At 73.8% G+C, this 25,557-nt stretch carries 18 protein-coding genes and 1 pseudogene; 16 read left to right on the top strand and 3 right to left on the bottom strand.

Annotated features, from left to right (window positions below):
• Positions 1-5 precede the first annotated feature (5 nt).
• Positions 6-776, top strand: coding sequence for a ribonuclease III (gene rnc / locus C2142_RS12990; protein WP_148642788.1), 771 nt, complete (start codon positions 6-8; stop codon positions 774-776).
• Positions 777-868: 92 nt separating this feature from the next.
• Positions 869-1,762, top strand: coding sequence for a bifunctional DNA-formamidopyrimidine glycosylase/DNA-(apurinic or apyrimidinic site) lyase (gene mutM, locus C2142_RS12985; RefSeq protein WP_148642787.1), 894 nt, complete (start codon positions 869-871; stop codon positions 1,760-1,762).
• Positions 1,763-1,769: 7 nt separating this feature from the next.
• On the opposite strand, the gene C2142_RS12980 is transcribed toward mutM, so the two are convergent.
• Positions 1,770-2,690, bottom strand: coding sequence for a hypothetical protein (locus C2142_RS12980; protein WP_148642786.1), 921 nt, complete (start codon positions 2,688-2,690; stop codon positions 1,770-1,772).
• 303 nt (positions 2,691-2,993) lie between these two features.
• Here C2142_RS12980 and C2142_RS12975 point away from each other — a divergent pair, with 303 nt between their 5' ends.
• From C2142_RS12975 to ftsY, 6 genes are all read left to right on the top strand, one after another.
• Positions 2,994-4,355, top strand: coding sequence for a transmembrane domain-containing protein (locus tag C2142_RS12975; protein ID WP_148642785.1), 1,362 nt, complete (start codon positions 2,994-2,996; stop codon positions 4,353-4,355).
• A 181-nt stretch (positions 4,356-4,536) separates the two neighbouring features.
• The gene (locus tag C2142_RS12970; protein ID WP_241002549.1) at positions 4,537-5,034 is read left to right on the top strand and encodes a helix-turn-helix domain-containing protein; all 498 of its coding nucleotides are present in this window, start codon (positions 4,537-4,539) and stop codon (positions 5,032-5,034) included.
• A 34-nt stretch (positions 5,035-5,068) separates the two neighbouring features.
• Positions 5,069-5,368: an acylphosphatase gene (locus tag C2142_RS12965; RefSeq protein WP_148642784.1), complete on the top strand. Its 300-nt coding sequence runs from the start codon at positions 5,069-5,071 to the stop codon at positions 5,366-5,368.
• Positions 5,369-5,791: 423 nt separating this feature from the next.
• Positions 5,792-5,995, top strand: coding sequence for a hypothetical protein (locus C2142_RS12960; protein ID WP_148642783.1), 204 nt, complete (start codon positions 5,792-5,794; stop codon positions 5,993-5,995).
• 185 nt (positions 5,996-6,180) lie between these two features.
• Positions 6,181-9,831, top strand: a complete 3,651-nt coding sequence (smc, locus tag C2142_RS12955; protein ID WP_148642782.1) for a chromosome segregation protein SMC — start codon at positions 6,181-6,183, stop codon at positions 9,829-9,831.
• A gap of 239 nt (positions 9,832-10,070) precedes the next feature.
• On the top strand, positions 10,071-11,273 hold the full coding sequence (gene ftsY, locus C2142_RS12950; protein ID WP_148642781.1) for a signal recognition particle-docking protein FtsY: 1,203 nt from the start codon (positions 10,071-10,073) through the stop codon (positions 11,271-11,273).
• 213 nt (positions 11,274-11,486) lie between these two features.
• On the opposite strand, the gene C2142_RS12945 is transcribed toward ftsY, so the two are convergent.
• Positions 11,487-12,161: a bifunctional DNA primase/polymerase gene (locus C2142_RS12945; RefSeq protein ID WP_148642780.1), complete on the bottom strand. Its 675-nt coding sequence runs from the start codon at positions 12,159-12,161 to the stop codon at positions 11,487-11,489.
• A gap of 736 nt (positions 12,162-12,897) precedes the next feature.
• Between C2142_RS12945 and C2142_RS12940 the strand changes: the two genes are divergently transcribed.
• The 7 genes from C2142_RS12940 (at position 12,898) to ftsH (ending at position 23,735) form a co-directional block, all read left to right on the top strand.
• Complete coding sequence (locus tag C2142_RS12940) at positions 12,898-14,352, top strand: tetratricopeptide repeat protein (RefSeq protein WP_148642779.1); 1,455 nt, start codon at positions 12,898-12,900, stop codon at positions 14,350-14,352.
• Between the two features lie 391 nt (positions 14,353-14,743).
• The gene (locus C2142_RS12935; protein ID WP_148642778.1) at positions 14,744-16,150 is read left to right on the top strand and encodes an ammonium transporter; all 1,407 of its coding nucleotides are present in this window, start codon (positions 14,744-14,746) and stop codon (positions 16,148-16,150) included.
• A complete protein-coding gene (locus C2142_RS12930) occupies positions 16,150-16,488 on the top strand; it encodes a P-II family nitrogen regulator (RefSeq protein ID WP_148642777.1) in 339 nt (112 codons plus the stop codon). Before C2142_RS12935 ends, C2142_RS12930 begins: the two co-directional genes overlap by 1 nt.
• A 119-nt stretch (positions 16,489-16,607) precedes the next feature.
• On the top strand, positions 16,608-19,169 hold the full coding sequence (locus tag C2142_RS12925) for a [protein-PII] uridylyltransferase (protein ID WP_148642776.1): 2,562 nt from the start codon (positions 16,608-16,610) through the stop codon (positions 19,167-19,169).
• A 227-nt stretch (positions 19,170-19,396) separates the two neighbouring features.
• Positions 19,397-20,962, top strand: a complete 1,566-nt coding sequence (gene ffh, locus C2142_RS12920; RefSeq protein ID WP_148644751.1) for a signal recognition particle protein — start codon at positions 19,397-19,399, stop codon at positions 20,960-20,962.
• Positions 20,963-21,143: 181 nt separating this feature from the next.
• Positions 21,144-21,689 carry a GNAT family protein gene (locus C2142_RS12915; RefSeq protein WP_148642775.1) on the top strand — a complete coding sequence of 182 codons (546 nt, stop codon included), beginning with the start codon at positions 21,144-21,146 and terminating at the stop codon, positions 21,687-21,689.
• 126 nt (positions 21,690-21,815) lie between these two features.
• Positions 21,816-23,735: an ATP-dependent zinc metalloprotease FtsH gene (gene ftsH, locus C2142_RS12910; RefSeq protein WP_148642774.1), complete on the top strand. Its 1,920-nt coding sequence runs from the start codon at positions 21,816-21,818 to the stop codon at positions 23,733-23,735.
• A 255-nt stretch (positions 23,736-23,990) separates the two neighbouring features.
• Here ftsH and C2142_RS12905 read toward each other — a convergent pair whose 3' ends face one another.
• Positions 23,991-24,695: a methyltransferase domain-containing protein gene (locus C2142_RS12905; protein ID WP_241002548.1), complete on the bottom strand. Its 705-nt coding sequence runs from the start codon at positions 24,693-24,695 to the stop codon at positions 23,991-23,993.
• A 454-nt stretch (positions 24,696-25,149) separates the two neighbouring features.
• Here C2142_RS12905 and C2142_RS39715 point away from each other — a divergent pair.
• Positions 25,150-25,557 (top strand): annotated as a pseudogene (locus tag C2142_RS39715) (proline--tRNA ligase); the annotation flags it as partial.

Genomic DNA, 25,557 nt, shown 5'->3' with positions numbered 1-25,557 from the left:
GATCGATGTCGGACGGTAACTCCTCCCGCAAGTCGGCTTCCAACGGAGGCAGGGCCGGCGGGCCGGCTTCGACCGAATACGACGTTCTGGAAGGGCGCCTCGGGTACACGCTCGAGCGCGCCCTTCTGGTACGTGCACTGACCCACCGCTCGTACGCGTACGAGAACGGCGGGCTGCCCACCAACGAGCGCCTGGAGTTCCTCGGCGACTCGGTGCTGGGCCTGGTGGTGACCGACACCCTCTACCGCGTCCACCCGGACGTACCGGAGGGCACGCTCGCCAAGCTGCGCGCCGCGGTGGTCAACTCGCGCGCGCTCGCCGACGTCGGGCGCGGCCTGGAGCTCGGCACCTTCATCCGGCTCGGCAAGGGCGAGGAGGGTACCGGCGGCCGCGACAAGTCGTCGATCCTCGCCGACACCGTCGAGGCCGTGATCGGCGCCGTCTACCTGGACCAGGGCCTGGACGCGGCCACCGATTTCGTCCACCGGCTGTTCGACCCGCTGATCGAGGAGTCCTCGCAGCTGGGCGCCGGCCTGGACTGGAAGACCAGCCTCCAGGAGCTGACCGCCTCGGTGGGCATCGGCGTGCCGGAGTACGTGGTCGAGGAGTCCGGCCCGGACCACGAGAAGACCTTCACCGCCGCGGCCCGGGTGGCCGGCGAGGACTTCGGCAGCGGCGTCGGCCGCTCGAAGAAGGAAGCCGAGCAGAAGGCTGCGGAGAGCGCCTGGCGGGCGATCAAGGACAAGTACGCCGACCGGCTGCCCGGCGGCGCCTGAGCGGCAACCCCCGCCGTGGACACCGCGGCAGGGTCTCCCGTGCACGCAGTAACCTTCCTCCTGCAGATTCCCGTCGCAGGAGGCAGGTTCACGTGCCCGAACTCCCCGAGGTAGAGGTCGTCCGCCGGGGCCTGGCCAACTGGGTCGCCGGGCGGACGGTCGCCGGTGTCGAGGTGCTGCACCCGCGGGCGGTACGCCGCCAGCCCGCCGGCGCGGCCGACTTCGTCGCGCGGCTGACCGGCACCACGCTCGGCACCGCGCAGCGCCGCGGCAAGTACCTCTGGGTGCCGTTGTCGGGCTCCGGCGCGAGGCCGGAGGCCGGGGGATTCTCGATGATCGGCCACCTCGGGATGAGTGGCCAACTCCTCGTCCAAGACGCGGCGGTGCCCGACGAGACCCACCTGCGGGTCCGACTCCGGTTCACCGACGGCGGGCGCGAGCTGCGCTTCGTCGACCAGCGGACCTTCGGCGGGCTGGCCGTCGAGGAGGCCGAGGACGGCGACCCCGAGGGCACCCCGGTCTCCCTCGCGCACATCGCCCGCGACCCGCTCGACCCGCGCTTCGACGACGCCGCCTTCGTGGCCGCGCTGCGCGCCAGGCGCACCACGGTCAAGCGGGCGCTGCTCGACCAGACCCTGATCAGCGGGGTCGGCAACATCTACGCGGACGAGGCGCTCTGGCGCTCCAGGCTGCACTACGACCGCCCGACCGCCTCGCTCACCCGCCCGCAGGCCGCCGTCCTGCTGGCCAACGCCCGGGACGTGATGACGGCGGCCCTCGCCGTCGGCGGCACCAGCTTCGACAGCCTCTACGTCAACGTGAACGGCGAGAGCGGCTACTTCTCCCGCGACCTCGACGCCTACGGCCGCGATCACGAGCCCTGCCGCCGCTGCGGAACCGCGATCCGCCGGGCCGCCTGGATGAACCGCTCCAGTTACTTCTGCCCCCGCTGCCAGCGCGTCCCGCGCGTCCGCACCGGGGGCTGAGCGGGGCCTACCGCTTGGTGAGCTCGGGCTGCGGGTGGTCCGACTCGGCCGGGCCGTGGGTGTCCTGGCCGAAGTAGGCGACGCCGACCGCCGAGACGACGGCGAGCACGAAGCCGAGCACGCCGAGCCAGGCGAGGCCCTCCTTCGAGGAGTCGCCCAGCCAGATGACGCCGACCGCACCGGGCAGCACCGTCTCACCGACCACCAGGGCGGCGGTCGCGCCGTTCACCGAGCCGATCTGCAGGGCGACGGTGTGCACGTACATGCCGCCGAGGCCGCCGACCAGGATCGCGTACAGGGCCGGGTCGGAGAGCAGCTTGCCGAGCTCGAACGGGTCGACGCCGTTGAGGATGCGCACGCCGACGCCGAGTGCGCCGAAGCCGAGGCCGGAGAGCAGGCCGGCGACGATCGCGCCGTTGGCACCCATCCGCCGCACCAGCAGGCTGCCGCCGACCAGCAGCACCGTGGTGATCAGCAGCAGCCACCAGTGGAAGGACATCGCCGCGTGGTGGCCGCCCTCCGGACCCGCCGAGACGGCCAGCAGCACCAGGGCCGAGCAGAGCACGCCGATCGACGCCCACTCCAGCTGCTTCAGCCGCAGGCCCAGCAGCTTGATGCTCAGCAGCGCGGTGATCACCAGGTTGGCGCTGATGATGGTCTGCGAGAGGAACAGCGGCAGCAGCCGCGCGGCCAGCGCGCCGAGCCCGAACCCGATGAAGTCGAGCACCGTGCCGAGGATGAACTCCCAGGTGACGGCGGCCTTCGCGGTGGAGGCGAGGCTGGGCCCGCCGTGCGCGGTGGTGCCGGCCGAGGCGCCCCCGGCGGCGGCCTCCTCCCGGGCGGAGCGCCGTGATCCGACGGCCTGCAGGACCGAACCGGTGCCGTAGCAGGCAGAGGCCGCCACGGCGGTGACGAGGCCGATGAACACCCGGTGCTCCGATCGAGAGAAGTGGTCAAGAGAAGGTCAAGGGGAGGAGGTGCGGCCACCACTATGCCCGGTCGCGGGGTAGCGTCGGACCGCCCGGCGACCGCCCCGCGATCACCCGGGCCCGCCGGAACGTACGTCCGGGCCGGTGGTCCGGTTCCCGGCGGTGGCGCGATTCGGGGGCGGTCGAGGGAAACATCATCCCCGAGGAGGGGAGCGGCCCCGGCGGACGGTGGGGGTGCGCCCGTCCGCCCGTACGCGAAGGGTATGCCTTTCCGGGACGCCGGTAGCGGTAGCGTCGGTGGCATGAGAACCCTTGCTCGACGACGTTCCCGGGGCACCGGGCCCCTGGCCCTGGTGGCGGCGCTGCTCGGGCTGCTGCTCCTGCTGGCGCCGGCGGCCTCCGCGGCCGGCGGCCTGGACGACGCCGCCGCGACGCTCAAGCAGGGCCGGGTGTACGTCGACCCGGCGATGACGGGCAGGTTCAGCCAGAGCCAGGCCGACGCGCTGACCGAGAAGATCCGCAAGGCGGACAAACCGATCTTCGTCGCGGTGGTCCCGGCCGCCGACCCGTACGGCGCCCAGACCATCTTCAACGACCTGCGCACCAAGGTGGGCATCGACGGCGCCTACGGCGTCTGGCGCGGTGACCAGTTCCAGGCCCGCTCCAACCCCGAGGCGCTGCCCACCGCGAGCGCCGAACGCATCGCGGGCGCGGCCTTCCGCTCCCACCCGGGCGACATCGACGCCACCCTGAACGACTTCGTCGACACCGCGGCCCCGCAGGTCAAGGGCCACGGCGTGAACAGCACCACGGGCGGCGTCTCCACCGCTGCGATCGTCGTCCCGCTGGCCCTGCTGGCGCTGGCCGGCACCGGCGTCTTCCTGCTCTTCCGCCGGGCGAAGAAGCGCAAGGAGGAGCAGCGGCAGGCCGAGCTGGCGCAGCTGCGCCAGGTGGTGGACGAGGACATCACCGCCTTCGGCGAGGAGCTGGACCGGCTCGACTTCAACCCGGGCGCCGCGGACGCCGACGACGTCCAGCGCGCCGACTACACGCACGCGCTCGACTCCTACGAGCGGGCCAAGCAGAGCATGGACGCGGCCAAGGGGCCGGAGGACGTCAAGCCGGTCACCGAGGCGCTGGAGGACGGCCGGTTCGCGCTGGCCACCCTGGCCGCCCGGCGGGAGAAGCGTCCGCTGCCCGAGCGCCGTCCGCCGTGCTTCTTCGACCCGCGCCACGGCCCGTCCGTTCAGGACGCCGACTGGGCCCCCGCCGACGGCGCCGCGCGCACCGTCCCGGTCTGCCGGGCGGACGCGGACCGGCTGGCGGCCGGCCAGGACCCGGACATCCGGACCGTCCCCACCGAGCACGGCCCCCAGCCCTACTGGAACGCCGGCCCGGCGTACGGACCCTGGGCGGGCGGCTACTTCGGCGGCTTCGGCAGCGGCGGGCTGCTGCCCGGCCTGCTGGTCGGCACCATGCTCGGCTCGATGATGAGCACTCCCGCCTACGGCGCCCCGGTCGACGCCGGCTCCGGCTACGAGGGCGGCGACTACACCGGTGCCGACTACAACTCCTCCGACTTCGGCGGCGGCTTCGACAGCGGCGGCGACTTCGGTGGCGGTGGTGACTTCGGCGGCGGGGGCGACTTCGGCGGAGGGTTCTGACCCCGCCGGACGCGACGACCGGCACTGCGGCCCCGCCATCGACCGGCGGGGCCGCAGTGCTGTCCGCGGCGGGGCCGCGGCGTCCGGACCAGCGGTGCCGTCCGGAAGGGCCGGTGCCGCCCGTGAGGGGTGCGGAGGCGGCCGGGTTTGAGAACGCAACCCTGTGTGGCAGGCTGGTTCTGTGACCTCCCACACGCCTTCGGCCCCGCCCGCCCTGCCCGGCCGGCCCTGCTCGATCGCCGCCGCGCTGCACGTGGTCGGCGAGAAGTGGGCACTGCTCGCCGTCCGCGAGCTGTTCTACGGCAACCACCGCTTCGACCGGATCGCCCGCAACACCGGCGCACCGCGCGACCGGCTCACCGCCCGGCTGCGGGCCCTGGAGGAGGCGGGCGTGGTCGAACGCCGCGCCTACAGCGAGCGGCCGCCGCGGTACGAGTACCACCTCACCGAGGCCGGCCGTGACCTGGCGCCGCTCGCCCAGGCACTGCTGGGCTGGGGCGACCGCTGGCTGTTCCCCGAGCCGCCGGTGAGCTTCGCCCACACGCCGGACGGGCACAAGCCGCACCCCTACGACCCGGCCTGGGTCTGCCGGACCTGCGGCGGGGAGGGGCGGCGCGAGGACCTCCACGTGGAGATCCACAGCCCGGGCTGGACGGTGGAGGGCCCCATCGCGCCGTGACGCAGGGTGCCGCCGGGCCGGATAGGGTCGGGGCATGCACGGTCGTGACGCGCACAGTGATGAACCGGTCCGGGCGACCGCCTGGGTGCGGGGCAAGGTCCAGCAGGTCGGCTTCCGCTGGTGGACCAGGGCGCGTGCACTGGAGATCGGCCTGACCGGGTACGCGAGCAACCTCGGCGACGGCCGGGTCCAGGTGGTGGCCGAGGGTCTCGCCGCCGACTGCGAGGAGCTGCTGGCCCTGCTGCGCGGCCCGGACACGCCCGGCGCCGTCTCCGGGGTGACCGAGATCTGGACGGCCGTCGGCACCGGCTACGAGGGCTTCGAGATCCGCTGAACCGGGCACCCGAGCGGGTGACGGGCCCGTCGCCGCGGGTCGCACCCGAAATGATCGGCAACTGCCGGTGTCATGCGGTTGCCATCGGGGCAGACTCGTGGTTGACTCCGCATCGAACGATGATCCACGAGCACCTGGTGGAGACCGGCCCGAGACCGCCTGGCGTGACCACACCGCCATGCAGGTGACAGGGGCGCGGTAGCGTGGGGTGATCGTGTTGACCCTTTCCGTCTTTGGTGAGACGCTTGAAGCCCGCGCACACGACCGCGTTTATCCGGTAGGCGTATACCCCGTGGGCCCAGCTCACGGTGGTTGTGCCATGGTGCCCAGCCAGCACCGCCGGTGCGCGCCGCGCGTGCGTCCCCCTTCCCCCTAGACCTGTACCGTTCCGGTTCGGTCACTCAGCGTGGAGGACCATTCATCATGGCAAAGGCGCTTCTCGGGTACGTCGGCGGCCCCGACCCGCGAATGCTCTCCGAGATGCGACGGCTTCAGCAGCGCGTCCAGGACCTGGAGTCCGAGCTCCTTCGGATGCAGGCTGAGAACGACGCTCTCACCGCTGTCGCTGACGAGCACTCGCTGCTCAGCAGCATCGATCTGGACCAGCGGGAGCCGGCTCTCACCTGAGTCCCGCCCGGTCCTCGCAGATCGACGCCGTTGTGCACTGAGCCGCCCCGAAAGGGACGCAGCTTGCAAGGGACGCCCTGTGTGGCGTCCCTTCGTCGTGTCCGGGGAGCGTCCGGGCAGGTGGGGCGGGTGGGCCGGATACAGTCGCAAGCCGGGGCCCTGGCGAGCGATGAGGAGACCGGCGCGTGCACCTGAAGAGTCTGACGCTGCGCGGGTTCAAGTCCTTCGCCTCCGCCACCACCCTGCGGTTCGAACCCGGGATCACCTGCGTGGTCGGCCCCAACGGCTCCGGCAAGTCCAACGTCGTCGACGCGCTCTCCTGGGTGATGGGGGAGCAGGGCGCCAAGTCGCTGCGCGGCGGCAAGATGGAGGACGTCATCTTCGCCGGGACCAGCGGGCGCGCCCCGCTGGGCCGCGCCGAGGTCAGCCTCACCATCGACAACTCCGACGGCGCGCTGCCGATCGAGTACGCCGAGGTGACCATCACCCGGACGATGTTCCGCAACGGCGGCAGCGAGTACGCGCTCAACGGCGACACCTGCCGGCTGCTCGACATCCAGGAGCTGCTCTCCGACTCCGGCATCGGCCGCGAGATGCACGTCATCGTCGGCCAGGGCCAGCTCGACTCCGTCCTGCACGCCGACCCGATGGGCCGCCGCGCCTTCATCGAGGAGGCCGCCGGCGTCCTCAAGCACCGCAAGCGCAAGGAGAAGGCGCTGCGGAAGCTGGACGCGATGCAGGTCAACCTCAACCGCGTCCAGGACCTGGTGGCCGAACTCCGCCGCCAGCTCGGCCCGCTCGGCCGGCAGGCGAAGATCGCCCGCCGCGCCGCGGGCATCCAGGCCGACCTGCGCGACGCCCGTCTCCGGCTGCTCGCCGACGACCTGCTGACCCTGCGCCGGGCCGTCGAGGCCGAGGTCGCCGACGAGCTGGCGCTCAAGCTGCGCCGCTCCACCGTCGAACAGGAACTGGCCCGCGCCGTGCAGCGCGAGGCCGTGCTGGAGGCGCAGGTCCAGCAGCTCGGCCCGAGCCTGGAGGCGGCCCGGCAGACCTGGTACCGGCTCTCGGCGCTGGCCGAACGCACCCGCGGCACCGTCGGCCTGGCCGAGGCACGCGCCCGGCACGCGGCCGCCGGCGGTCAGGCCGAGGAGCGGCCCGGCCGCGACCCGGAGGAGCTGGAACGGGAGGCCGGGCGGGTCCGGGAGGAGGAGGCCGCGCTGGCCGAGGCGCTGGAGGAGGCGCAGTACGCGCTGGCCGAGGCGGTCGAGACCAGGAGCGGGCTGGAACGCTCGCTCGACGCGGAGGAGCGGCGGCTGAAGGACGCCGCCCGGGCCATCGCCGACCGCCGGGAGGGCCTGGCCCGGCTCCAGGGGCAGGCCGCGGCCGCCCGCTCCAAGGCCGCCGCCGCGCAGGCCGAGATCGGCCGGCTCGCCGAGGCCCGGGACGAGGCGCTGCTGCGCGCCGAGGCCGCCCGGCAGGAGTACGAGGACCTGCGCGCGCAGGTCGACGGCACGGCGGGGGACGACGAGCGCGCCGAAGCTGCGCACGAGGCCGCCCGCGAACGGCTCGCCGCCGCCGAGCGCGACCTGGCCGACGCCCGCGAGGCCGCCGGTGCCGCCGAGCGCGAACGGGCCGGGCTGACCGCGCGGCACGAGGCGCTGGCGCTCGGCCTGCGCCGCAAGGACGGCAGCGGCACGCTGCTGGCGTCCGACGACCGCCCGGCCGGGCTGCTCGGCCCGGCGGCCGAGCTGCTGACCGTCGCCCCCGGCCACGAGACCGCCCTCGCCGCGGCGTTCGGCGTGGCGGCGGACGCGGTGGCGGTCGACTCGCCCGGCACCGCCGCCGAGGCGCTGCGGCTGCTGCGCAAGGAGGACGCGGGGCGGGCCGCGCTGCTGATCGCCGGAGCCCCCGAACCCGGCCCCGCCCCGGGGGAGTTGCCGGCCGGCGCCCGTTGGGCCTCTGAACTGGTGGACGGACCTGCCGAGTTGCTGCCGGCCGTACGCGCCCTGCTGGCCGGCGTCGCGGTGGTGGGCACGCTCGACGAGGCGCTCCGGGTGGTCTCCGCCCACCCCGGCCTGGCCGCCGTCACCGCCGACGGCGACCGGCTCGGCACCGGCTTCGCCCACGGCGGCTCGGGCGGCGCGCCCAGCCTGCTGGAGACCCAGGCGGCGGTGGACGAGACCGCCCGGGCGATCGGGCGGCTGGACGTCCGCTGTACCGAGTCGGCCGCACGGCTGGCCGAACTCACCGGGCTGCGCGGGGAGTCGGCCGCCGGGCTGGAGCAACTGGCCGCCCGGCGACGGCAGGCCGAGAAGGAGCGGGCCGAAGTGGCGGGTGTCCTCGGCCGCCTCGGCGGGCAGTCCCGGGCCGCCGCCGGAGAGGCCGAGCGGCTGGCCGCCGCAGCCGGCCGCGCGGAGCAGGGGCTCGCCCAACTGCTCGCCACCGCGGAGGAGCTGGCCGAACGGCTGGCCACGGCCGAGGAGTCGGCGGACGCGGGCGAGGACGAGCCGGACGCCGCCGAGCAGCAGCGGCTGATCCAGGCCGCCACCGCCGCCCGGCAGGCCGAACTGGAGGCGCGGCTGGCCGTACGCACCCACGAGGAGCGGGTGCGGGCCCTCAACGGCCGCGCCGACCAGCTGGACCGGGCCGCCCGCGCCGAGCGCGAGGCGCGCGCCCGGGCCGCCGAGCGCCGTCGGCGTGCCGAGCACGACGCCGGGGTGGCGGACGCCGTCGCCGCGGGCGCCCGGCAGCTGCTCGCCTGCCTGGAGGCGTCGCTGGCCCGCGCGGACGCCGGGCGGGCCGCCGTCGAGCAGGCGCGCGCCGAGCGCGAGGCGGAGCTCAGGGAGCACCGCGAGCACGGCCGCGAACTCAAGGCCGAGCTGGACAAGCTGGTCGACGCCGGGCACCGGGACGAGGTCCTGCGGGCGGAGAAGCGGCTGCGGATCGAGCAGCTGGAGGCGCGGGTGCTGGAGGAGTTCGGCATCGAGGGCGGCGAGCTGCTCGGCGAGTACGGGCCGGACCGGCTCGTCCCGCCGTCGCCGCCCGAGGACGGGCGGGAGCCCGGCGAGCCGCGCCCGTACGACCGGGCCGAGCAGGAGAAGCGGCTGAGGGCGGCCGAGAAGGCCTACCAGCAGCTCGGCAAGGTGAACCCGCTGGCGCTGGAGGAGTTCGCGGCGCTGGAGGAGCGGCACAGGTTCCTCGGCGAGCAGCTGGACGACCTCAAGCGGAGCCGGCGGGACCTCCTCGACATCGTCAAGGACGTCGACGAGCGGGTCGAGCAGCTGTTCACCTCGGCGTACCACGACACCGCCGCCCAGTTCGAGGGCGTCTTCGCACGGCTCTTCCCCGGCGGGGAGGGACGGCTGGTGCTGACCGACCCGGACAACATGCTGGCCACCGGTGTCGAGGTGGAGGCCCGTCCGCCGGGCAAGAGGGTCAAGCGGCTGTCACTGCTCTCCGGCGGCGAGCGCTCGCTGACCGCGGTGGCACTGCTGGTGTCGATCTTCAAGGCCCGTCCCAGCCCGTTCTACGTCATGGACGAGGTGGAGGCGGCGCTGGACGAGACCAACCTGCGCCGGCTGATCGGGATCATGGAGGAGCTGCGGGAGAGCTCCCAGCTGATCGTGATCACCCACCAGAAGCTGACCATGGAATCGGCCGACGCCCTCTACGGCGTGACCATGAAGGGCGACGGCATCTCCCAGGTGATCAGCCAGCGCCTGCGCGCGGCGGAACCTGCCGGCCGCCGGACCGGGGGAGAGCACCGCGAGCGCGGCACGCGCGCGACGCGGCCCCGGCAGTACGAGGAGGCGACCGCCTCCGGCCCGGCGGACTGATCCACCGGCCAACGCCGGGGCGGATGCCCGCGGGCGACCCGATCACCGATACTGGACGGGTTGTGACTCCTCCCCCTCGCGTGCGAGGGGGCTTCTGACCCAGCCGCTTGACGACCTCATGACGGCCAAGCCCTGACCGGTGCCCGACGGCACGGCGTCAGCGTAAGGGAGGCGGCGGCGCTCCGTGCGTCGGTGACCGAAGGATCACTCTGTCGTGGGATCCCGATAAGGAGATTTATGTGGAATACGTGATCCTCGCCGTAGTCATCGCGGTGATCGCCATCGCTGCGATCGCCGGCCTCGTCGTTTCCGGCAGACGACGCCAGCAGCTGCCCCCGAAGTCGCAGGCGCCGGTCATCACGGCGCCTCCGACCCCGCAGGAGCCCCAGGTCGGCGAGGAGGCCGCGCCGCCGACCGAGGAGCCCCGGCGCACCGTCGAGGAGGTGGAGCTCCCCGAGGCCGAGGCCGTCCCCGAGACGGCCGAGGAGGTCGAGGAGGCCCCGGCCCTCGAAGTCCCCGAGCCCACCGCCGGCCGGCTGGTCCGGCTGCGCTCCCGGCTCTCCCGTTCGCAGAACTCGCTCGGCAAGGGCCTGCTCTCGCTGCTCGCCCGCGAGCACCTGGACGAGGACACCTGGGAGGAGGTCGAGGAGACCCTGCTGACCGCCGACGTCGGCGTGACCCCCACCCAGGAGCTCGTCGAGCGGCTGCGCACCCGGGTGAAGGTGCTCGGCACCCGCACCCCGGACGAGCTGCGCGGGCTGCTCCGCGAGGAGCTGGTCGAGCTGATCGGCAAGGACGCCGACCGCACCGTGCACTCCACCAAGCACCAGGCGGGCCCGGCCGTCGTCCTGGTGGTCGGCGTCAACGGCGTCGGCAAGACCACCACCACCGGCAAGCTGGCCCGCGTCCTGGTCGCCGACGGCCGCAAGGTGGTGCTCGGCGCCGCCGACACCTTCCGTGCCGCCGCCGCCGACCAGCTGCAGACCTGGGGCGAGCGGGTCGGCGCGCGCACGGTGCGCGGCCCGGAGGGCGGCGACCCGGCCTCGATCGCGTTCGACGCGGTCAAGGAGGGCATCGCCGAGGGCGCCGACACCGTCCTGGTGGACACCGCCGGCCGGCTGCACACCAAGACCGGCCTGATGGACGAGCTGGGCAAGGTCAAGCGGGTCGTCGAGAAGCACGGCCCGGTGGACGAGGTGCTGTTGGTGCTGGACGCCACCACCGGCCAGAACGGCCTGGTCCAGGCCCGGGTCTTCGCCGAGGTGGTCGACATCACCGGCATCGTGCTGACCAAGCTGGACGGCACCGCCAAGGGCGGCATCGTGGTCGCGGTCCAGCGGGAGCTGGGCGTGCCGGTGAAGCTGATCGGTCTCGGCGAGGGCGCGGACGACCTGGCGCCGTTCGAGCCGGGTGCCTTCGTGGACGCGCTGATCGGGGACTGATCCCGGGCACCGCTCCACCGGTGAAGGGTCCGCCTCGCGAGGGGCGGGCCCTTCGGCGTTCTCCGCCGGTGCCTGCCTTCCCAGCCGGTGTCCGCGTTCTCCGCCGGCGCCTGCGTTCTCCGCCGGTGTGGAGGTGGCGGGCGGGAGGGGCCGGCGGCGCGTCCGGGCGGTACGTGCGGCCGGTGCCTGCGAGGGGTGGCCAGGAGCGGCTGCCTACGAGGCGAGCCAGGCGGGCTCGGCGGAGCGTTCGCGGCCGCGGTGGCAGGCGTAGGCGAGGGTGCCGAGCAGCAGCCGGGCCTCGGGCGGGCAGCCGGCGTTGTCGCGGGTCGGCCGGCGCAGCCAGCGGACCGGGCCGAGGCTCCCGAGGACGGTGGGCGGGGCGGCGACGTAGTTGCCCTCGCCGTGGCAGATGAGGTCGAGCGCGGCGTCGTCCCAGCCCATCCGGTAGAGGAGGTCGGGCAGTCGGCGGGCGGTGCCGGCGGCGACCAGGAACTGCAGCCGGCCGGTGGGGGAGGCCAGCACCGGGCCGACCTGGGTGCCCATCCGCTCCAGCCGGACCAGGGCCTGGAGCCCGGCCTGCTCGGGGACGTCCAGGACGTCGAAGGCGCGGCCGGTGGGGAACAGTACGGAGACGTCGGCGCCGGAGCGGGCGGCCGGCTGGCCGCCGGGCGCGGGGTGCAGGCCGGGTGCGGCGCAGCGGGGGGTGCCGCAGTGGCAGCGGGCCGGTGTGGTGACCGGGCCGGCCGGGTTGCCGACGGCGACCGCCCAGCCCCAGCGGCCGGTGTACTCCGCGGCCGCCTGGGACGCGGTGGCCCGGGTGCGGCGGCGCGCGCTCAGCGGGGCCAACCGCAGGTGCCCCAGTCGAAGTTCGCCGAACAGGTTGTCCATGCCTCCCCCAACAGGTTCTCGTTGCCGATGGTTACGGGATGGTGACTTTGTGTTGATTGTCCATTGCGTGGTGCGTTGTGCGGTGGCGGCGCGCAGCGCGTGGCGTGCGCCATTTGCGGGGTCGCGCCTCGGGCGCCGCCTTGTGGGGGGCGGGGCCGGTGCCGGATCGTCGGGTGCGCGGGATGGTGGTCGGCCGGCTCGGCGGCAAACTCGCCGGTGGCCGCCGTGTGTTGCCGGTCTGAGCAGGGGGGCCGGTGGGGACTTGGCAGCCCGCATATGCCGGGCCGTCGGGACTATCCAGTGAAGCGTGTGCGGACTTGCTTCGGTTCACTCATGGGGGTGGCGAAAGGTGGCGTTTCGCCAGGGCCGCTCCCACGGGTACCACACGGGGCATTACGTTCAGCACACGGACGTCGTCGTCGAGTCCGCTCCAGGCCCTCGGGGGACGGGAGTTGGGGAAACCGACGGTCCCTTCGCAAGGATGGCACACCAGTACGACAGCGGTTTCAAACAGCGGTTCAAACAGCGGTACGGAACAACGCGGAACAACGGAGGCGGGGCGACGGCCCCGGAAGGCCGCTGCGGCGAACGGTCCGGCACCCGGCTTCGGCCGGCGGCACCGGCCCGCGCTCCCGGCGGCACCTCAGGTACGGCACGTCTGGCAAGAGCCCGCAACCGTCGGGCGGTCACGATCGGGGGCCCCGCAGCAGGGGCCGGGCGGGATGGGGACGTTCCCATGGCAGAGAAGCAACCCAATGAGAAGCTGACCACGTGGTTCACCCGTAGCGGTTGGTCCAAGGGCGAACTGGCGCGCCAGGTCAACCGCCGGGCCCGCCAGATCGGCGCCCACCACGTCTCCACCGACACCTCGCGGGTGCGCCGCTGGCTCGACGGCGAGCAGCCCCGCGAGCCGATCCCCAAGATCATGTCGGAGCTGTTCTCCGAGCGCTTCGGCTCCGTGGTCTCCATCGAGGACCTCGGGCTCCGGGCCGCCATCCCGGTCTCCACCGTGGGCGGCGGCGTCGACCTGCCGTGGAGCGCGCCGCAGACCGTCCAGCTGATCAGCGACTACTCGCGCAGCGACCTGATGCTCAACCGGCGCGGCTTCCTCGGCACCTCGCTCGCCCTGACGGCCGGCGCCGCGCTCATCGAGCCGATGCAGCGCTGGCTGGCCCCCGGTCCGACCGGCATTCCCACCCCCATCCTCACCGCGGCCAACGGCGGCGAGCCGTTCACCGGCCGGCTCTCCGAGCCCGAGCTGGAACTGCTGGAGCAGACGACCGTCATGTTCCGCCAGTGGGACGCCCAGAACGGCGGCGGGCTGCGCCGCAAGGCCGTCGTCGGCCAGCTGCACGAGGTCACCGACCTGCTCCAGGAGACGTACCCCGAGCAGACCACCCGGCGGCTGTTCCGGCTCACCGCCGAGCTGGCCCACCTGGCCGGCTGGATGTCGTACGACGTCGGCATGCACCCGAGCGCGCAGAAGTACTACGTGCTGGCGCTGCACGCGGCCAAGGAGGCCGGCGACCGCCCGTTCGGCGCGCTGATCCTCACCGACATGAGCCGCCAGATGATCCACCTCAACCGCGGCGAGGACGCCCTGGAGCTGATCCACCTGGCCCAGTACGGCAGCCGCGACACCGCCACCCCGCGCCAGCAGTCCCTGCTGTACGCGATGGAGGCCCGCGCGTACGCCACCATCGGCGAGGTGAACCGCTGTGCCCGCGCGGTCCGGCTGGCCGAGGACACCTTCACCGACATCCGCGAGGGCGACGGCGACCCGGACTGGCTGAAGTTCTTCTCACCGGCCGAGCTGAACGCGGAGAACGCGCACTCCTTCCGCGACCTCGCCTACCACTCCGACAACGCCGAGCTGTACGCCTCGATGTCCGCCCCGGTGATGGAGCGCGCGGTCGACCTCTTCCGCCAGGACGGCGACCACGTCCGCTCCTACGCCTTCAACCTGATCGGCATGGCCAGCGTCCACCTGCTGCAGAAGGAGCCGGAGCAGGCCGTGGAGTACGCCGAGCAGGCGGTGGAGATCGCCGGCAAGGTGCGTTCGGAGCGGCTCAACTCGCGGGTGCGCAAGACCACGGAGGCCGCCTCCGTCCGGTTCAGGGGCGTGGACGCGGTGAGCCGGCTCCAGGAGCGGGTGGTCCAGGACATCCCGGAGTACGTCTCGGTGGTCTGACCCGTCCGCGTGGTCCGGCCCGTCCGCGCGGTCCGGCCCGCGCCCGCCGCCCGTGAACCCCGCCGCGCGCGAACCCGCCCACCGCGAACCCGCCCACCGCGAACCCCGCCCACCGCGAACCCCGCCGACCGTGACGGCCGCCGCCGCCACGGTCGGTGGCCGTTGCCGCACTCCCCGTGCCGTGCGGCGGCACGGTAGCCCATCCGGCGGCGCGGCACGGCCGTGGTTCACGCAGGCGTAACCCCACCGTCGCCGTCGTCACGGTCGCGAAACAACGGGCCGCATCGGCCGAAACCAGCCTTCGGCACTCTCCTTCTCATCGCCGACACCCCGGGTGGCACGGGACAGGTAACCCGGGTGTGGAGCGGCTTCCATTCATGAGGAGACGCCGATGCCGGACGGCTTCAGCGCGGGCGATACCGCCTTCGTGCTCATTTGTGCGGCCCTGGTCATGGTGATGACCCCGGGCCTGGCCTTCTTCTACGGAGGCATGGTCAGGGCCAAGAGCACGCTCAACATGCTGGCGATGAGCTTCCTCTCGCTCGGCATCGTCAGCGTGCTCTGGGTCCTCTACGGGTACTCGCTCAGCTTCGGGCCCGACGCGGGCGCCGGTCTGATCGGCAACCTGGACTTCCTCGGGATGCGCGGCATCGGGCTGAACGACCTGACCGGGACGATCCCGGTCACCGCGTTCTCCGCCTTCCAGCTGATGTTCGCGATCATCACCCCGGCGCTGATCAGCGGTGCGATCGCGGACCGCGCCAAGTTCACGGCCTGGGGCCTGTTCATCGCGCTCTGGGTGACCGTCGTGTACTTCCCGGTCGCGCACTGGGTCTTCTTCTTCGACGGCGGCAACGGCGGCTGGCTCGGCGACCGCAACGGCGTGATCGACTTCGCCGGCGGCACCGCCGTGCACATCAACGCGGGCGTCGCGGGCCTGGCGCTCTGCCTGGTGCTGGGCAAGCGGGTCGGGTTCCGGAAGGACCCGATGCGCCCGCACAGCCTGCCGCTGGTGATGCTCGGCTCCGGGCTGCTCTGGTTCGGCTGGTTCGGCTTCAACGCGGGCTCGGCACTGGCCGCCAACGGCGTCGCCGCGATGGCCCTGGTCAACACCCAGGTCGCCACGGGCGCCGCGCTGGTCGGCTGGCTGGCCTACGAGAAGCTGCGGCACGGCGCCTTCACCACGCTCGGCGCCGCCTCCGGCGCGGTGGCCGGCCTGGTCGCCATCACCCCGGCCTGCGGCTCGGTCAGCCCGCTCGGCGCGGTGGCGATCGGCCTGATCGCCGGCGCCGTCTGCGCCGCCGCGATCAGCCTCAAGTACCGCTTCGGGTTCGACGACTCGCTCGACGTGGTCGGCGTGCACGCGGTCGGCGGTGCGATCGGCTCGCTGCTGGTCGGCCTCTTCGCCACCGGCACCGTCGGCCAGACCGCCAAGGGCCTCTTCTACGGCGGCGGCCTGGAGCAGCTCGGCAAGCAGGCGATGGGCGTGGCCGTGGTCGCCGCCTACTCCTTCGTGCTCTCCTGGCTGCTGGCCAAGGCGATCGACAAGACGGTCGGCTTCCGGGTCGCCGAGGAGGTCGAGGTCGCCGGCATCGACCAGGCCGAGCACGCCGAGTCCGCGTACGACTTCAGCGCCCTGGGCGCCGGCCTGGCCAGGAGCACCCCCGCCCCGGCCGCGGCCGTGGTCGCCGCCCCCGCCGCTGCACCGGCCGCCGCGTCGGCCGCTGCGAAGAGCACCGGGAAGCCCGCCGGGAAGCCTGCGGAGAAGAACACCGAGAAGACCGAGGTCGACGCCTGATGAAGCTCATCACCGCAGTCATCAAGCCGCACCGCCTGGACGACGTGAAGGCCGCCCTGCAGGCCTTCGGGGTACACGGCCTGACCGTCACCGAAGCCAGCGGCTACGGCCGCCAGCGCGGCCACACCGAGGTCTACCGGGGCGCGGAGTACACCGTGGACCTGGTGCCCAAGGTCAGAATCGAGGTCCTGGTCGAGGACGACGACGCCGAGCAGCTGATCGACGTCCTGGTCAAGGCGGCCCGGACCGGCAAGATCGGGGACGGCAAGGTCTGGAGCATCCCGGTCGAGACCGCCGTCCGGGTGCGGACCGGCGAGCGCGGCCCCGACGCCCTCTAGGACACGCTCTAGCATTCAGCTTGATCACGCAGGCGGACCTGCGGCCGGCCCCCGGTCGCGGGTCCGCCGACGGCGTATCGGCGCCGTTGGTTCAACCGCACGACGGACGGGGACTTCGCATGGCCACCGAAACCGACGACCCCTGCGACTACGGCGCCGCCCGTGCCCGGCTGCTGGACGAGCCCGGCCCCGCCGGCAGCGCCCGCCGCGCCGCGCTGGCCGCGCTCACCGACGACTGGCTGGCCGGCCTGCTCACGGCGGCCGGAGCCCCGGTCGGCGTCGCCCTGGTCGCCGTCGGCGGCTACGGGCGCGGCGAACTCTCCCCGCGCAGCGACCTCGACGTCCTGCTGCTGCACGACGGCCCGCTCGACCCCGCGCTGCCCGAACGGATCTGGTACCCGGTCTGGGACACCGGCACCGCACTCGACCACTCGGTGCGCACCCCCGCCGAGGCCCGCGCGGTGGCGGCCGCCGACCTCAAGGCGCAGCTCGGCCTGCTGGACGCCCGCCACGTCGCCGGAGACCCGGCGCTCACCGCCTCGCTGCGCTCCGCCGTCCTCGCCGACTGGCGCGCCGCCGCCCCCGCACGCCTGCCCGAGCTGCGCGAACTCGGCCGGGAGCGGGCCGAACGGCACGGCGAGCTCTCCTTCCTGCTGGAGCCGGACCTCAAGGAGGCCCGCGGCGGCCTGCGGGACGTCGTCGCGCTCAACGCGATCGCCGCCACCTGGCTGGCGGACGCCCCGCGGGACGGCCTGGACGCCGCCGCGATGCGCCTGGCCGACGTCCGGGACGCCCTGCACCTGGCCACCGGCCGGGCCACCGAGCGGCTCAGCCTCCAGGACCAGGACCAGGTCGCCGAGCGGCTCGGTGTGCTGGACGCCGACACCCTGCTGCGCCAGGTCTACGAGGCCGCCCGCACCATCGCCTACGCGAGCGACGTCACCTGGCGGGCGGTGGACCGGGTGCTGGCCGCCCGCGCGGGCCGGGGGCGGCGCACCTCCCGGCTCTCCTTCCCGTTCACCGGTGCCGGGCGCGGAGCGGGCGCGGTGGCCCGTGGCGCCGTCGAGCGCCGTCCGCTGGCCGAGGGCGTGGTCGAGCAGGACGGCGAGGCGGTGCTCGCCCAGGGAGCGCGCCCGGCCGCCGACCCGGTGCTGCCGCTGCGCGCCGCGGCCGCCGCCGCGCAGAACGGCCTGACCATCTCCTACTCGACGGTGCGCCGGCTGGCCTCCGAGTGCCGGCCGCTGCCGGTGCCCTGGCCGGACGAGGCCCGCGAGCAGCTGGTCACGCTGCTCGGCGCGGGCGAGGCCTGTCTGCCGGTGTGGGAGGCACTGGAGGCGGAGGGGCTGATCACCCGGCTGCTGCCCGACTGGGAGCGGGTCCGCTGCCGCCCGCAGCGCAACGCCGTGCACCGCTGGACGGTCGACCGGCACCTGGTCGAGACGGCGGTGCGGGCCGCCGCGATGACCCGCCGGGTGGCCCGGCCGGACCTGCTGCTGGTGGCCGCGCTGCTGCACGACATCGGCAAGGGCTGGCCCGGCGACCACAGCGAGGCGGGCGAGGTGATCGTCCGTGACGTGGCGGTCCGGATGGGCTTCGACCGGGAGTCGGTCGAGACCCTGGCGATGCTGGTCCGCCACCACCTGACCCTGGTGGACACCGCGACCCGGCGGGACCCGGACGATCCCGCGACCGTGGAGGCGATCACCAAGGTGGTCGCGACCCTGCCGCAGCTGGAGCTGCTGCACGCGCTGACCGAGGCCGATGCGACCGCGACCGGCCCGGCCGCCTGGAGCCGCTGGCGGGCCTCGCTGGTGGACGGCCTGGCCGCCAGGGCCGCCGCCCAGCTGGCCGGCGCGTACCCTCCCCGGGCCTTCGGCCGGGGGTACCCCCATCCCGGGGAGGCCGCGCCGACCGCGGAGCAGGAGCGGCTCGCGGTGGAGGCGGCCCGGACGTGCGGTCCGGCGCTCTCGCTGCTGGCACAGGCCGAGGTGGCGGCCCAGGCCGGGGAGGCGGGCCTGAGGGGTGAGCCGGCTCTGACGGGTGAGTCGGGCCTGACGGGTGAGGCGGGCCTGGCCGCGGGGCCGGGCCGGCCGGGTGGAGGGGGTCCCGGCACCGAGCCGATGGGCGTGCGGCTGACCCTCGCCGTCCCGGATCAGCCGGGGTTGCTCGGCACCGTCGCCGGGGTGCTGGCCCTGCACCGGCTGACCGTCCGCTCGGCGGGCCTGCGCGAGCTGGACCCGATCGGTGCCGGCCCGGTGCTGCTGCTCTCCTGGACGGTGGCGGCCGAGTTCGGGGAGCTGCCGGAGGCGGCCCGGCTCCGGGCCGACCTGCGCAGGGCGCTCGACGGTTCGCTGGACGTCTCGCGCCGGCTCGCCGAGCGCGACGCGGCCGCCCCGCGCCGGCGCGGCATCCCGACCCCGCCGCCGCTGGTCGCGGTGGCCCCCGCGGTGGCCTCGGCCACCGCGACCGTGCTGGAGGTGCGCGCCCACGACGCGCCCGGCCTGCTGCACCGGATCGGGCGGGCGCTGGACGGCGCCGGCGTCCGGGTCCGGACCGCGCACGTCTCCACGCTCGGCGCCGACGCCGTCGACTCCTTCTACCTGACCGACGACGCGGGCCGGCCGCTCACCGCCCAGCGGGCCGGAGAGGTCGCGGCGGCGGTCCGGGCGGCGCTGGGCTGAACCCCGCGCCCCGGGAGCGGCCTCCCGGGGTCGGGGCGGGGGGTGGTCCGGGAACGCTCCGGGCGTGCTCGGCGGTGTTCCGGGCGTGCTCGGCGGTGCTCCCGGCGTGCTCCGGGGAACGCTCCGGGGCCGGTCGTCCCGGGGGTGGAGACCGTTCCCAGGGCGGCCGGATACCCTTGGGGACGACGACCGTACCGATACCGATGCCGCAGAGGACCCGCGACGACGTGTTCGACACCCTTTCCGATCGCCTCGCAGCGACGTTCAAGAACCTCCGTGGCAAGGGCCGCCTCAGCGAGGCGGACATCGACGCCACCGCCCGCGAGATCCGCATCGCGCTGCTGGAGGCGGACGTCGCGCTGCCGGTCGTGCGGGCCTTCATCAAGCAGGTCAAGGAGCGGGCGCTCGGCGCCGAGGTCTCCGGCGCGCTGAACCCGGCGCAGCAGATCATCAAGATCGTCAACGAGGAGCTCATCGCGATCCTCGGTGGCGAGACCCGCCGGGTGAGGTTCGCCAAGAGCGGCCCGACGGTGATCATGCTCGCCGGTCTCCAGGGTGCCGGTAAGACCACCCTCGCGGGCAAGCTCGGCCACTGGCTGAAGAAGCAGAAGCACACCCCGCTGCTGGTCGCCTGCGACCTCCAGCGCCCCAACGCCGTCAACCAGCTCCAGGTCGTGGCCGACCGCGCGGGCGTGGCCTTCTACGGCCCGCAGCCGGGCAACGGTGTCGGCGACCCGGTGCAGGTCGCCCGCGACTCGATCGAGTACGCGAAGCAGAAGCAGTACGACGTCGTCATCGTCGACACCGCCGGCCGCCTCGGCATCGACGCCGAGCTGATGCAGCAGGCCGCCGACATCCGGGCCGTGGTCAACCCGGACGAGGTCCTGTTCGTCGTCGACGCGATGATCGGCCAGGACGCGGTCACCACCGCCCAGGCCTTCCTCGACGGCGTCGACTTCACCGGCGTGGTGCTCTCCAAGCTCGACGGCGACGCCCGCGGTGGTGCCGCGCTCTCGGTCGCGCACGTCACCGGCCGCCAGATCATGTTCGCCTCCAACGGTGAGAAGGTCGACGACTTCGACGCCTTCCACCCGGACCGGATGGCCTCGCGCATCCTCGGCATGGGCGACATGCTGTCGCTGATCGAGAAGGCCGAGCAGACCTTCTCGCAGGCCGAGGCCGAGAAGATCGCCTCCAAGCTGCAGGGCGGCGGCAAGGACTTCACGCTCGACGACTTCCTGGCCCAGCTGGAGCAGGTCCGGAAGATGGGCTCGATCTCCAAGCTGCTGGGCATGCTGCCCGGGATGGGCCAGATCCGCGAGCAGATCAACAACATCGACGACAAGGACGTCGACCGCGTCGGCGCCATCATCAAGTCGATGACCCCGGCCGAGCGGACCGACCCGAAGATCATCAACGGTTCGCGCCGCGCCCGCATCGCGAAGGGTTCGGGCGTCCAGGTCGGCGAGGTCAACAACCTGGTCGAGCGGTTCTTCGACGCCCGCAAGATGATGTCGGCGATGGCCTCCGGCAAGGGCATCCCCGGGATGCCGGGAATCCCGGGCATGGGCGGCGGCTCGAAGAAGTCCGCGAAGAAGGCCCCGGCGGCCAAGGGCAAGCGCAAGAGCGGCAACCCGCTGAAGCGCGCGCAGGAGGAGGCCGCGGCCGCCGAGCGCCGCGCGCTCGGCGCGGGCGGCGGCCAGGCCCCGGCCGAGGGCGGCGCGTTCGGGATCGGCGCGGGCAAGGGCCCGGCCGACTTCGAGCTGCCGAAGGAGTTCAAGGACCTGCTGTAGGTCCGCTGCGCAGCCTCGCTCGGCCCGCCGTCCGGTTTTCCTCCGGGCGGCGGGCCGTTCGCATGTCCGGGCAGGCGTTCGCCGGTCCCGTGCGCCCGTCCGCAGGTCCGGTAAGGCCTTTCACGCGTCCGGGGTGGCGTTGGCCGGTCTGGTGCGGCCGTTCGCATGTCGGATGATCCGCATGTCCGATGATGAGGGGGTGAGAGTGACGATCAGGGCCCCGCGGGCCGAGGACGTGGTTGCGTACGCCGAGGCGGTCCGACGGTCCGCCGAGCACATCCGACGGTGGAACCCGGTGGAGCCGGACGGCCTGCCGGACCTCATGGAGCGGCAGGGCGCCGGGCTGCGGACCTTCCTGATCTTCGACCGGGAGACCGGCGGGCTGGTCGGCAAGGTCAACGTGGCCAACATCGTGATGGGGCGGTTCTGCAACGCGGCGCTCGGCTACGACGCGTACCTGCCGTTCGCCGGCACCGGCCGGATGACCGAGGGCATGCGGCTGGTGCTGGACAGCTGCTTCGCCCCGCAGGCGGCCGGCGGGCTCGGACTGCACCGGCTGGAGATCAACGTGCAGCCGGACAACGGGCGTTCGATCGGGCTGGCCAAGCGGCTGGGCTTCCGGCACGAGGGGTTCACGCCCCGGATGCTGTTCCTGCAGGGCGAATGGCGGGACCACGAGCGGTTCGCGCTGACCGCCGAGGAGTGGCCGGGCTCCGCGGCGGCGTAGCCGTCGGGGGAGGGTGCTTCCGGCGGCCCGGGGGCCGGGGTTCGGGGGCCGGGGGCCTGGGGCCGGGGGTCCGGGGGGCGGCGTTGCGGATGGATCACCCGAGCAGATATCCGTATTGTCCGACAGGTGACCGAACCAGCGCCGCCGCGCCAGATCCCCGACCAGCCCTGGCGCTCCGAGGGTGCACCGCCCCCGCCGCCCCCGCGCCGCAGGATGCCCGGCGGCTGGACCGGCCTCATCCTCACCGCGCTGGTGGTCTTCCTGATCACCGACCTGCTGCTGTCCTTCTTCGGCAACGCCGGCGCCACCACGATCTCCTACACCGAGTTCAACAACCAGCTGAACAAGGGCAACGTCACCAAGATCTACTCCAAGGGCGACGCCATCGAGGGCACCCTGAAGAACGCCGCGCCCAAGCCGGACGGCGGCAAGGGCGACTACACCGACTTCGACACCCAGCGGCCCTCCTTCGCCGGTGACAGCCTCTGGACCACCCTCCAGCAGCAGGGCGTCGAGGTCACCGCCAAGCCGGTGGTCCAGCAGCGCAGCTTCCTCGCCAACCTGCTGATCTCGCTCGCCCCGATGCTGCTGCTCATCCTGGTCTGGGTACTGCTCGCCCGCCGGATGGCCGGCGGCCTGGGCGGTGGCGCACTCGGCCGCAAGGCCCCGCCCAAACCGGTCGCCGCCGAGTCCGGCAAGCGCACCACCTTCGCCGACGTGGCCGGCATCGACGAGGTCGAGGCCGAACTCGCCGAGGTGGTCGACTTTCTGAAGAACCCCCAGCAGTACCGCAGGCTCGGCGCCAAGATGCCCCGCGGCGTCCTGCTCAGCGGCTCGCCCGGCACCGGCAAGACCCTGCTGGCCCGGGCCGTCGCCGGCGAGGCCGACGTGCCGTTCTTCTCCGCCTCCGCCTCCGAGTTCATCGAGATGATCGTCGGCGTCGGCGCCAGCCGGGTCCGGGACCTCTTCACCGAGGCCCGGAAGGTCGCCCCCTCGATCATCTTCATCGACGAGATCGACACCATCGGCCGCCAGCGCGGCGGCAGCGGCGGCATGGGCGGCCACGACGAACGCGAGCAGACGCTCAACCAGATCCTCACCGAGATGGACGGCTTCACCGGCTCCGAGGGCGTCATCGTCATCGCGGCCACCAACCGGGCCGACGTCCTCGACCCGGCCCTGCTGCGCCCCGGCCGGTTCGACCGCCGGATCACCGTCAGCCCGCCCGACCGGGACGGCCGCGCCGCGATCCTGCGCATCCACACCAGGACCGTCCCGCTCGCCGGGGGCACCGACCTCGCCCAGCTGGCCAAGGTCACCCCCGGCATGACCGGCGCCGACCTGGCCAACCTGGTCAACGAGGCCGCCCTGCTGGCCGTCAAGCGCAAGCAGGACGCGGTGGGGGAGCGGGACCTCTCGGACGCGCTGGAGAAGGTCCAGCTGGGCGCCGTCCGGCCGCTGGTGATGCCGCAGGACGAGCGGGAGCGCACCGCGTACCACGAGAGCGGCCACGCGCTGCTCGGCATGCTCCAACCGGGCGCCGACCCGGTTCGCAAGATCACCATCGTGCCGCGCGGCCGCGCCCTCGGCGTCACCCTCTCCACCCCCGAGACCGACCGCTACTCGTACACCGAGCCCTACCTGCGCGGGCGGATCATCGGCGCGCTCGGCGGGATGGCCGCCGAGCAGGTCGTCTACGGCGTCATCACCACCGGCGCGGAGAGCGACCTGGAGCAGGTCACCAACATCGCCCGCGGCATGGCCGGCCGCTGGGGCATGAGCGAGCGCGTCGGCCGGCTCACCGCCGTCCCCTCCGACCCCCAGGGCGCCTACGGGCTCTCCGCCGCGCCGACCACGCTGGACGCGGTGGACGAGGAGGCCCGGCGGATCGTCTCCGAGTGCTACGACGAGGCGCTCCGGCTGCTGACCGAGCAGCGGGACCGGCTGGACGCGCTGGCGGCGGCCCTGCTGGAGGCGGAGACGCTGGACGAGGAGGAGGCGTACCGGGCGGCGGGGGTGCCGCGGAAGGCGCTCGACCAGGCCTGAGGCGCCTGCACGGACGGGGGTGTTGGTGCGTGAGGGCTGTCCGGGGGCGGGTTGTCCGTCGGGGTGGGTGTCCATCGGGACGGGTTGTCCGTCGGGGTGGGTCCGTCGGGGGCGGGCTGGTGAGGGGCGCTCGCGGTGGGTGCGGGCGCCCCTCCGGTGTGCCGTCGCTGCGCTTGCCGCAGGCGGGCGGTCGGGCGGTCTGGCGGTCGGGGCGGTCGGGGCGGTCGGGTGGCGGGGAGTCGGGCGATCGGGTGGTCAGCGGGGTTGTTCGGCGACCAGGTAGCGGAAGACGTTCTCCATCCGGACCGAGCCGTCCGCGCGCAGGTACGGGTGCAGCACCTCCGCCAGTTCCTTCGCCACCAGCGGCAGCCCCGAGAACTCCGCCGCCGCGTCGTACAGACCGGTGGAGAGCAGCCCGCGCACCGCGCTGTCGAGGTCCGGGTAGGCGAACGGGCAGCCCACCCGGCCGCTGCCGGCCGGGCGCAGGCCGGCCGGTGCCAGGAGGTCCTCCAGGGCGCCGGGCGTACTCAGCCCGAACGGGTCGCGCGCGGTGGTGCGCCCCGCCATCCGGCGGGCCACGTCCAGCACGGCCGCGCTCTCGCAGCGCTCCGGCGGGCCCCAGGCGGCCAGCACCACGTGTCCGCCGCGCAGCGTCAGCCGGGCCGCCTCGGTCACCACGCGCTGTGGTTCCGCGGCCCCGGGCAGTTGCTCGAAAACCGTGACCAGCGAATGGGCCGAGCGGGGGACGGCCGACGCCGTCCGGGCACTCGCGCCCACCTGGAGCCGACGCCCCCGGGCCAGCTCGCGCAGCTCGTCCTGCGGCTCCAGTCCGGCGACCTGGGCACCCCGTCCGGCCGCCAGCAGCAGGGCCAGGCCCGACCGGCAGCCCAGACCCAGCACGCTGGTCGCCGGGCCGACCTCCAGGCGGTCGTAGACCGCTTCGTAGAGCGGCACCAACATGCGTTCCTGGATCTCCGCCCAGTCGCGCGCCCGCGCGGGCCACGCTGCCGGGGGCAGCGGGTCGTGCGGTCGTGCGCCCGCGGGTCGTACGGTTGTGCCGGTCGTTCGAGCTGAAGCCATCGCGGCCTCCCATCCGGTCCTTCGGTGTGCTGCTACGGCTCCCCCAAAGTCCCGCCCCACTCCAGCGAACAGCGGCTCGGGCGTGGCGTCCAGAGGGGTGCAGGGTGGTGCGCGCGTGTCGCGGTCGTGCGCCCCCCGGCAGCAGCCGCGTTGCCGGTCCCGTCGCCCGACCCGTTGCCGGCCCCGGTGCCCGACCCGCTGACCGACCCATGGCCGATCCCGTTGCTGTTCAGGTGTGGTGCGGGCCGTCGGGCCGGTCGTCCCGACGGCCGATCCGCTGCCGGGCCCGTTACCGATTCGAAGTCAGGGCCCTGCTCCCCGTACCATTCGCCCCATGGCAAAGGCACCCGTTCTCACCCCCCAGGCGGACGACTTCCCGCGCTGGTACCAGGACCTCATCAACAAGGCCGAGCTGGCCGACAACGGTCCGGTGCGCGGCACCATGGTCATCCGACCGTACGGCTACGGCCTGTGGGAGCGGATGCAGCAGGAGATGGACGCCCGCATCAAGAAGGCCGGCGCGCAGAACGCCTACTTCCCGATGTTCATCCCGCAGTCCTACCTGACCAAGGAAGCGGAGCACGTCGAGGGCTTCGCCCCCGAGCTCGCGGTGGTCACCCACGGCGGTGGCAAGCAGCTGGACGAGCCGGTCGTCGTCCGGCCCACCTCCGAGACCATCATCAACGAGTACTTCTCCAAGTGGGTGCAGAGCCACCGCGACCTGCCCCTGCAACCAGTGGGC

The organism is Streptomyces sp. CB01881 (genome assembly GCF_002953255.1).
GTDB lineage: Bacteria > Actinomycetota > Actinomycetes > Streptomycetales > Streptomycetaceae > Kitasatospora.
The sequence above is the reverse complement of the archived record's forward strand: the minus strand, read 5'-3'. Positions and strand labels throughout refer to the sequence as shown.

Bases quoted from the DNA above. Each gene is read 5' to 3' on its own strand.
- C2142_RS12945 (WP_148642780.1), bottom strand. From the start codon at position 12,161: ATGGACAACCTGTTCGGCGAACTTCGACTGGGGCACCTGCGGTTGGCC.
- C2142_RS12965 (WP_148642784.1), top strand. From the start codon at position 5,069: ATGCACGGTCGTGACGCGCACAGTGATGAACCGGTCCGGGCGACCGCC.
- C2142_RS12925 (WP_148642776.1), top strand. From the start codon at position 16,608: ATGGCCACCGAAACCGACGACCCCTGCGACTACGGCGCCGCCCGTGCC.
- C2142_RS12915 (WP_148642775.1), top strand. From the start codon at position 21,144: ATGTCCGATGATGAGGGGGTGAGAGTGACGATCAGGGCCCCGCGGGCC.
- rnc (WP_148642788.1), top strand. From the start codon at position 6: ATGTCGGACGGTAACTCCTCCCGCAAGTCGGCTTCCAACGGAGGCAGG.
- C2142_RS12975 (WP_148642785.1), top strand. From the start codon at position 2,994: ATGAGAACCCTTGCTCGACGACGTTCCCGGGGCACCGGGCCCCTGGCC.
- C2142_RS12935 (WP_148642778.1), top strand. From the start codon at position 14,744: ATGCCGGACGGCTTCAGCGCGGGCGATACCGCCTTCGTGCTCATTTGT.
- C2142_RS12960 (WP_148642783.1), top strand. From the start codon at position 5,792: ATGGCAAAGGCGCTTCTCGGGTACGTCGGCGGCCCCGACCCGCGAATG.
- C2142_RS12905 (WP_241002548.1), bottom strand. From the start codon at position 24,695: ATGTTGGTGCCGCTCTACGAAGCGGTCTACGACCGCCTGGAGGTCGGC.
- C2142_RS12940 (WP_148642779.1), top strand. From the start codon at position 12,898: ATGGCAGAGAAGCAACCCAATGAGAAGCTGACCACGTGGTTCACCCGT.
- C2142_RS12930 (WP_148642777.1), top strand. From the start codon at position 16,150: ATGAAGCTCATCACCGCAGTCATCAAGCCGCACCGCCTGGACGACGTG.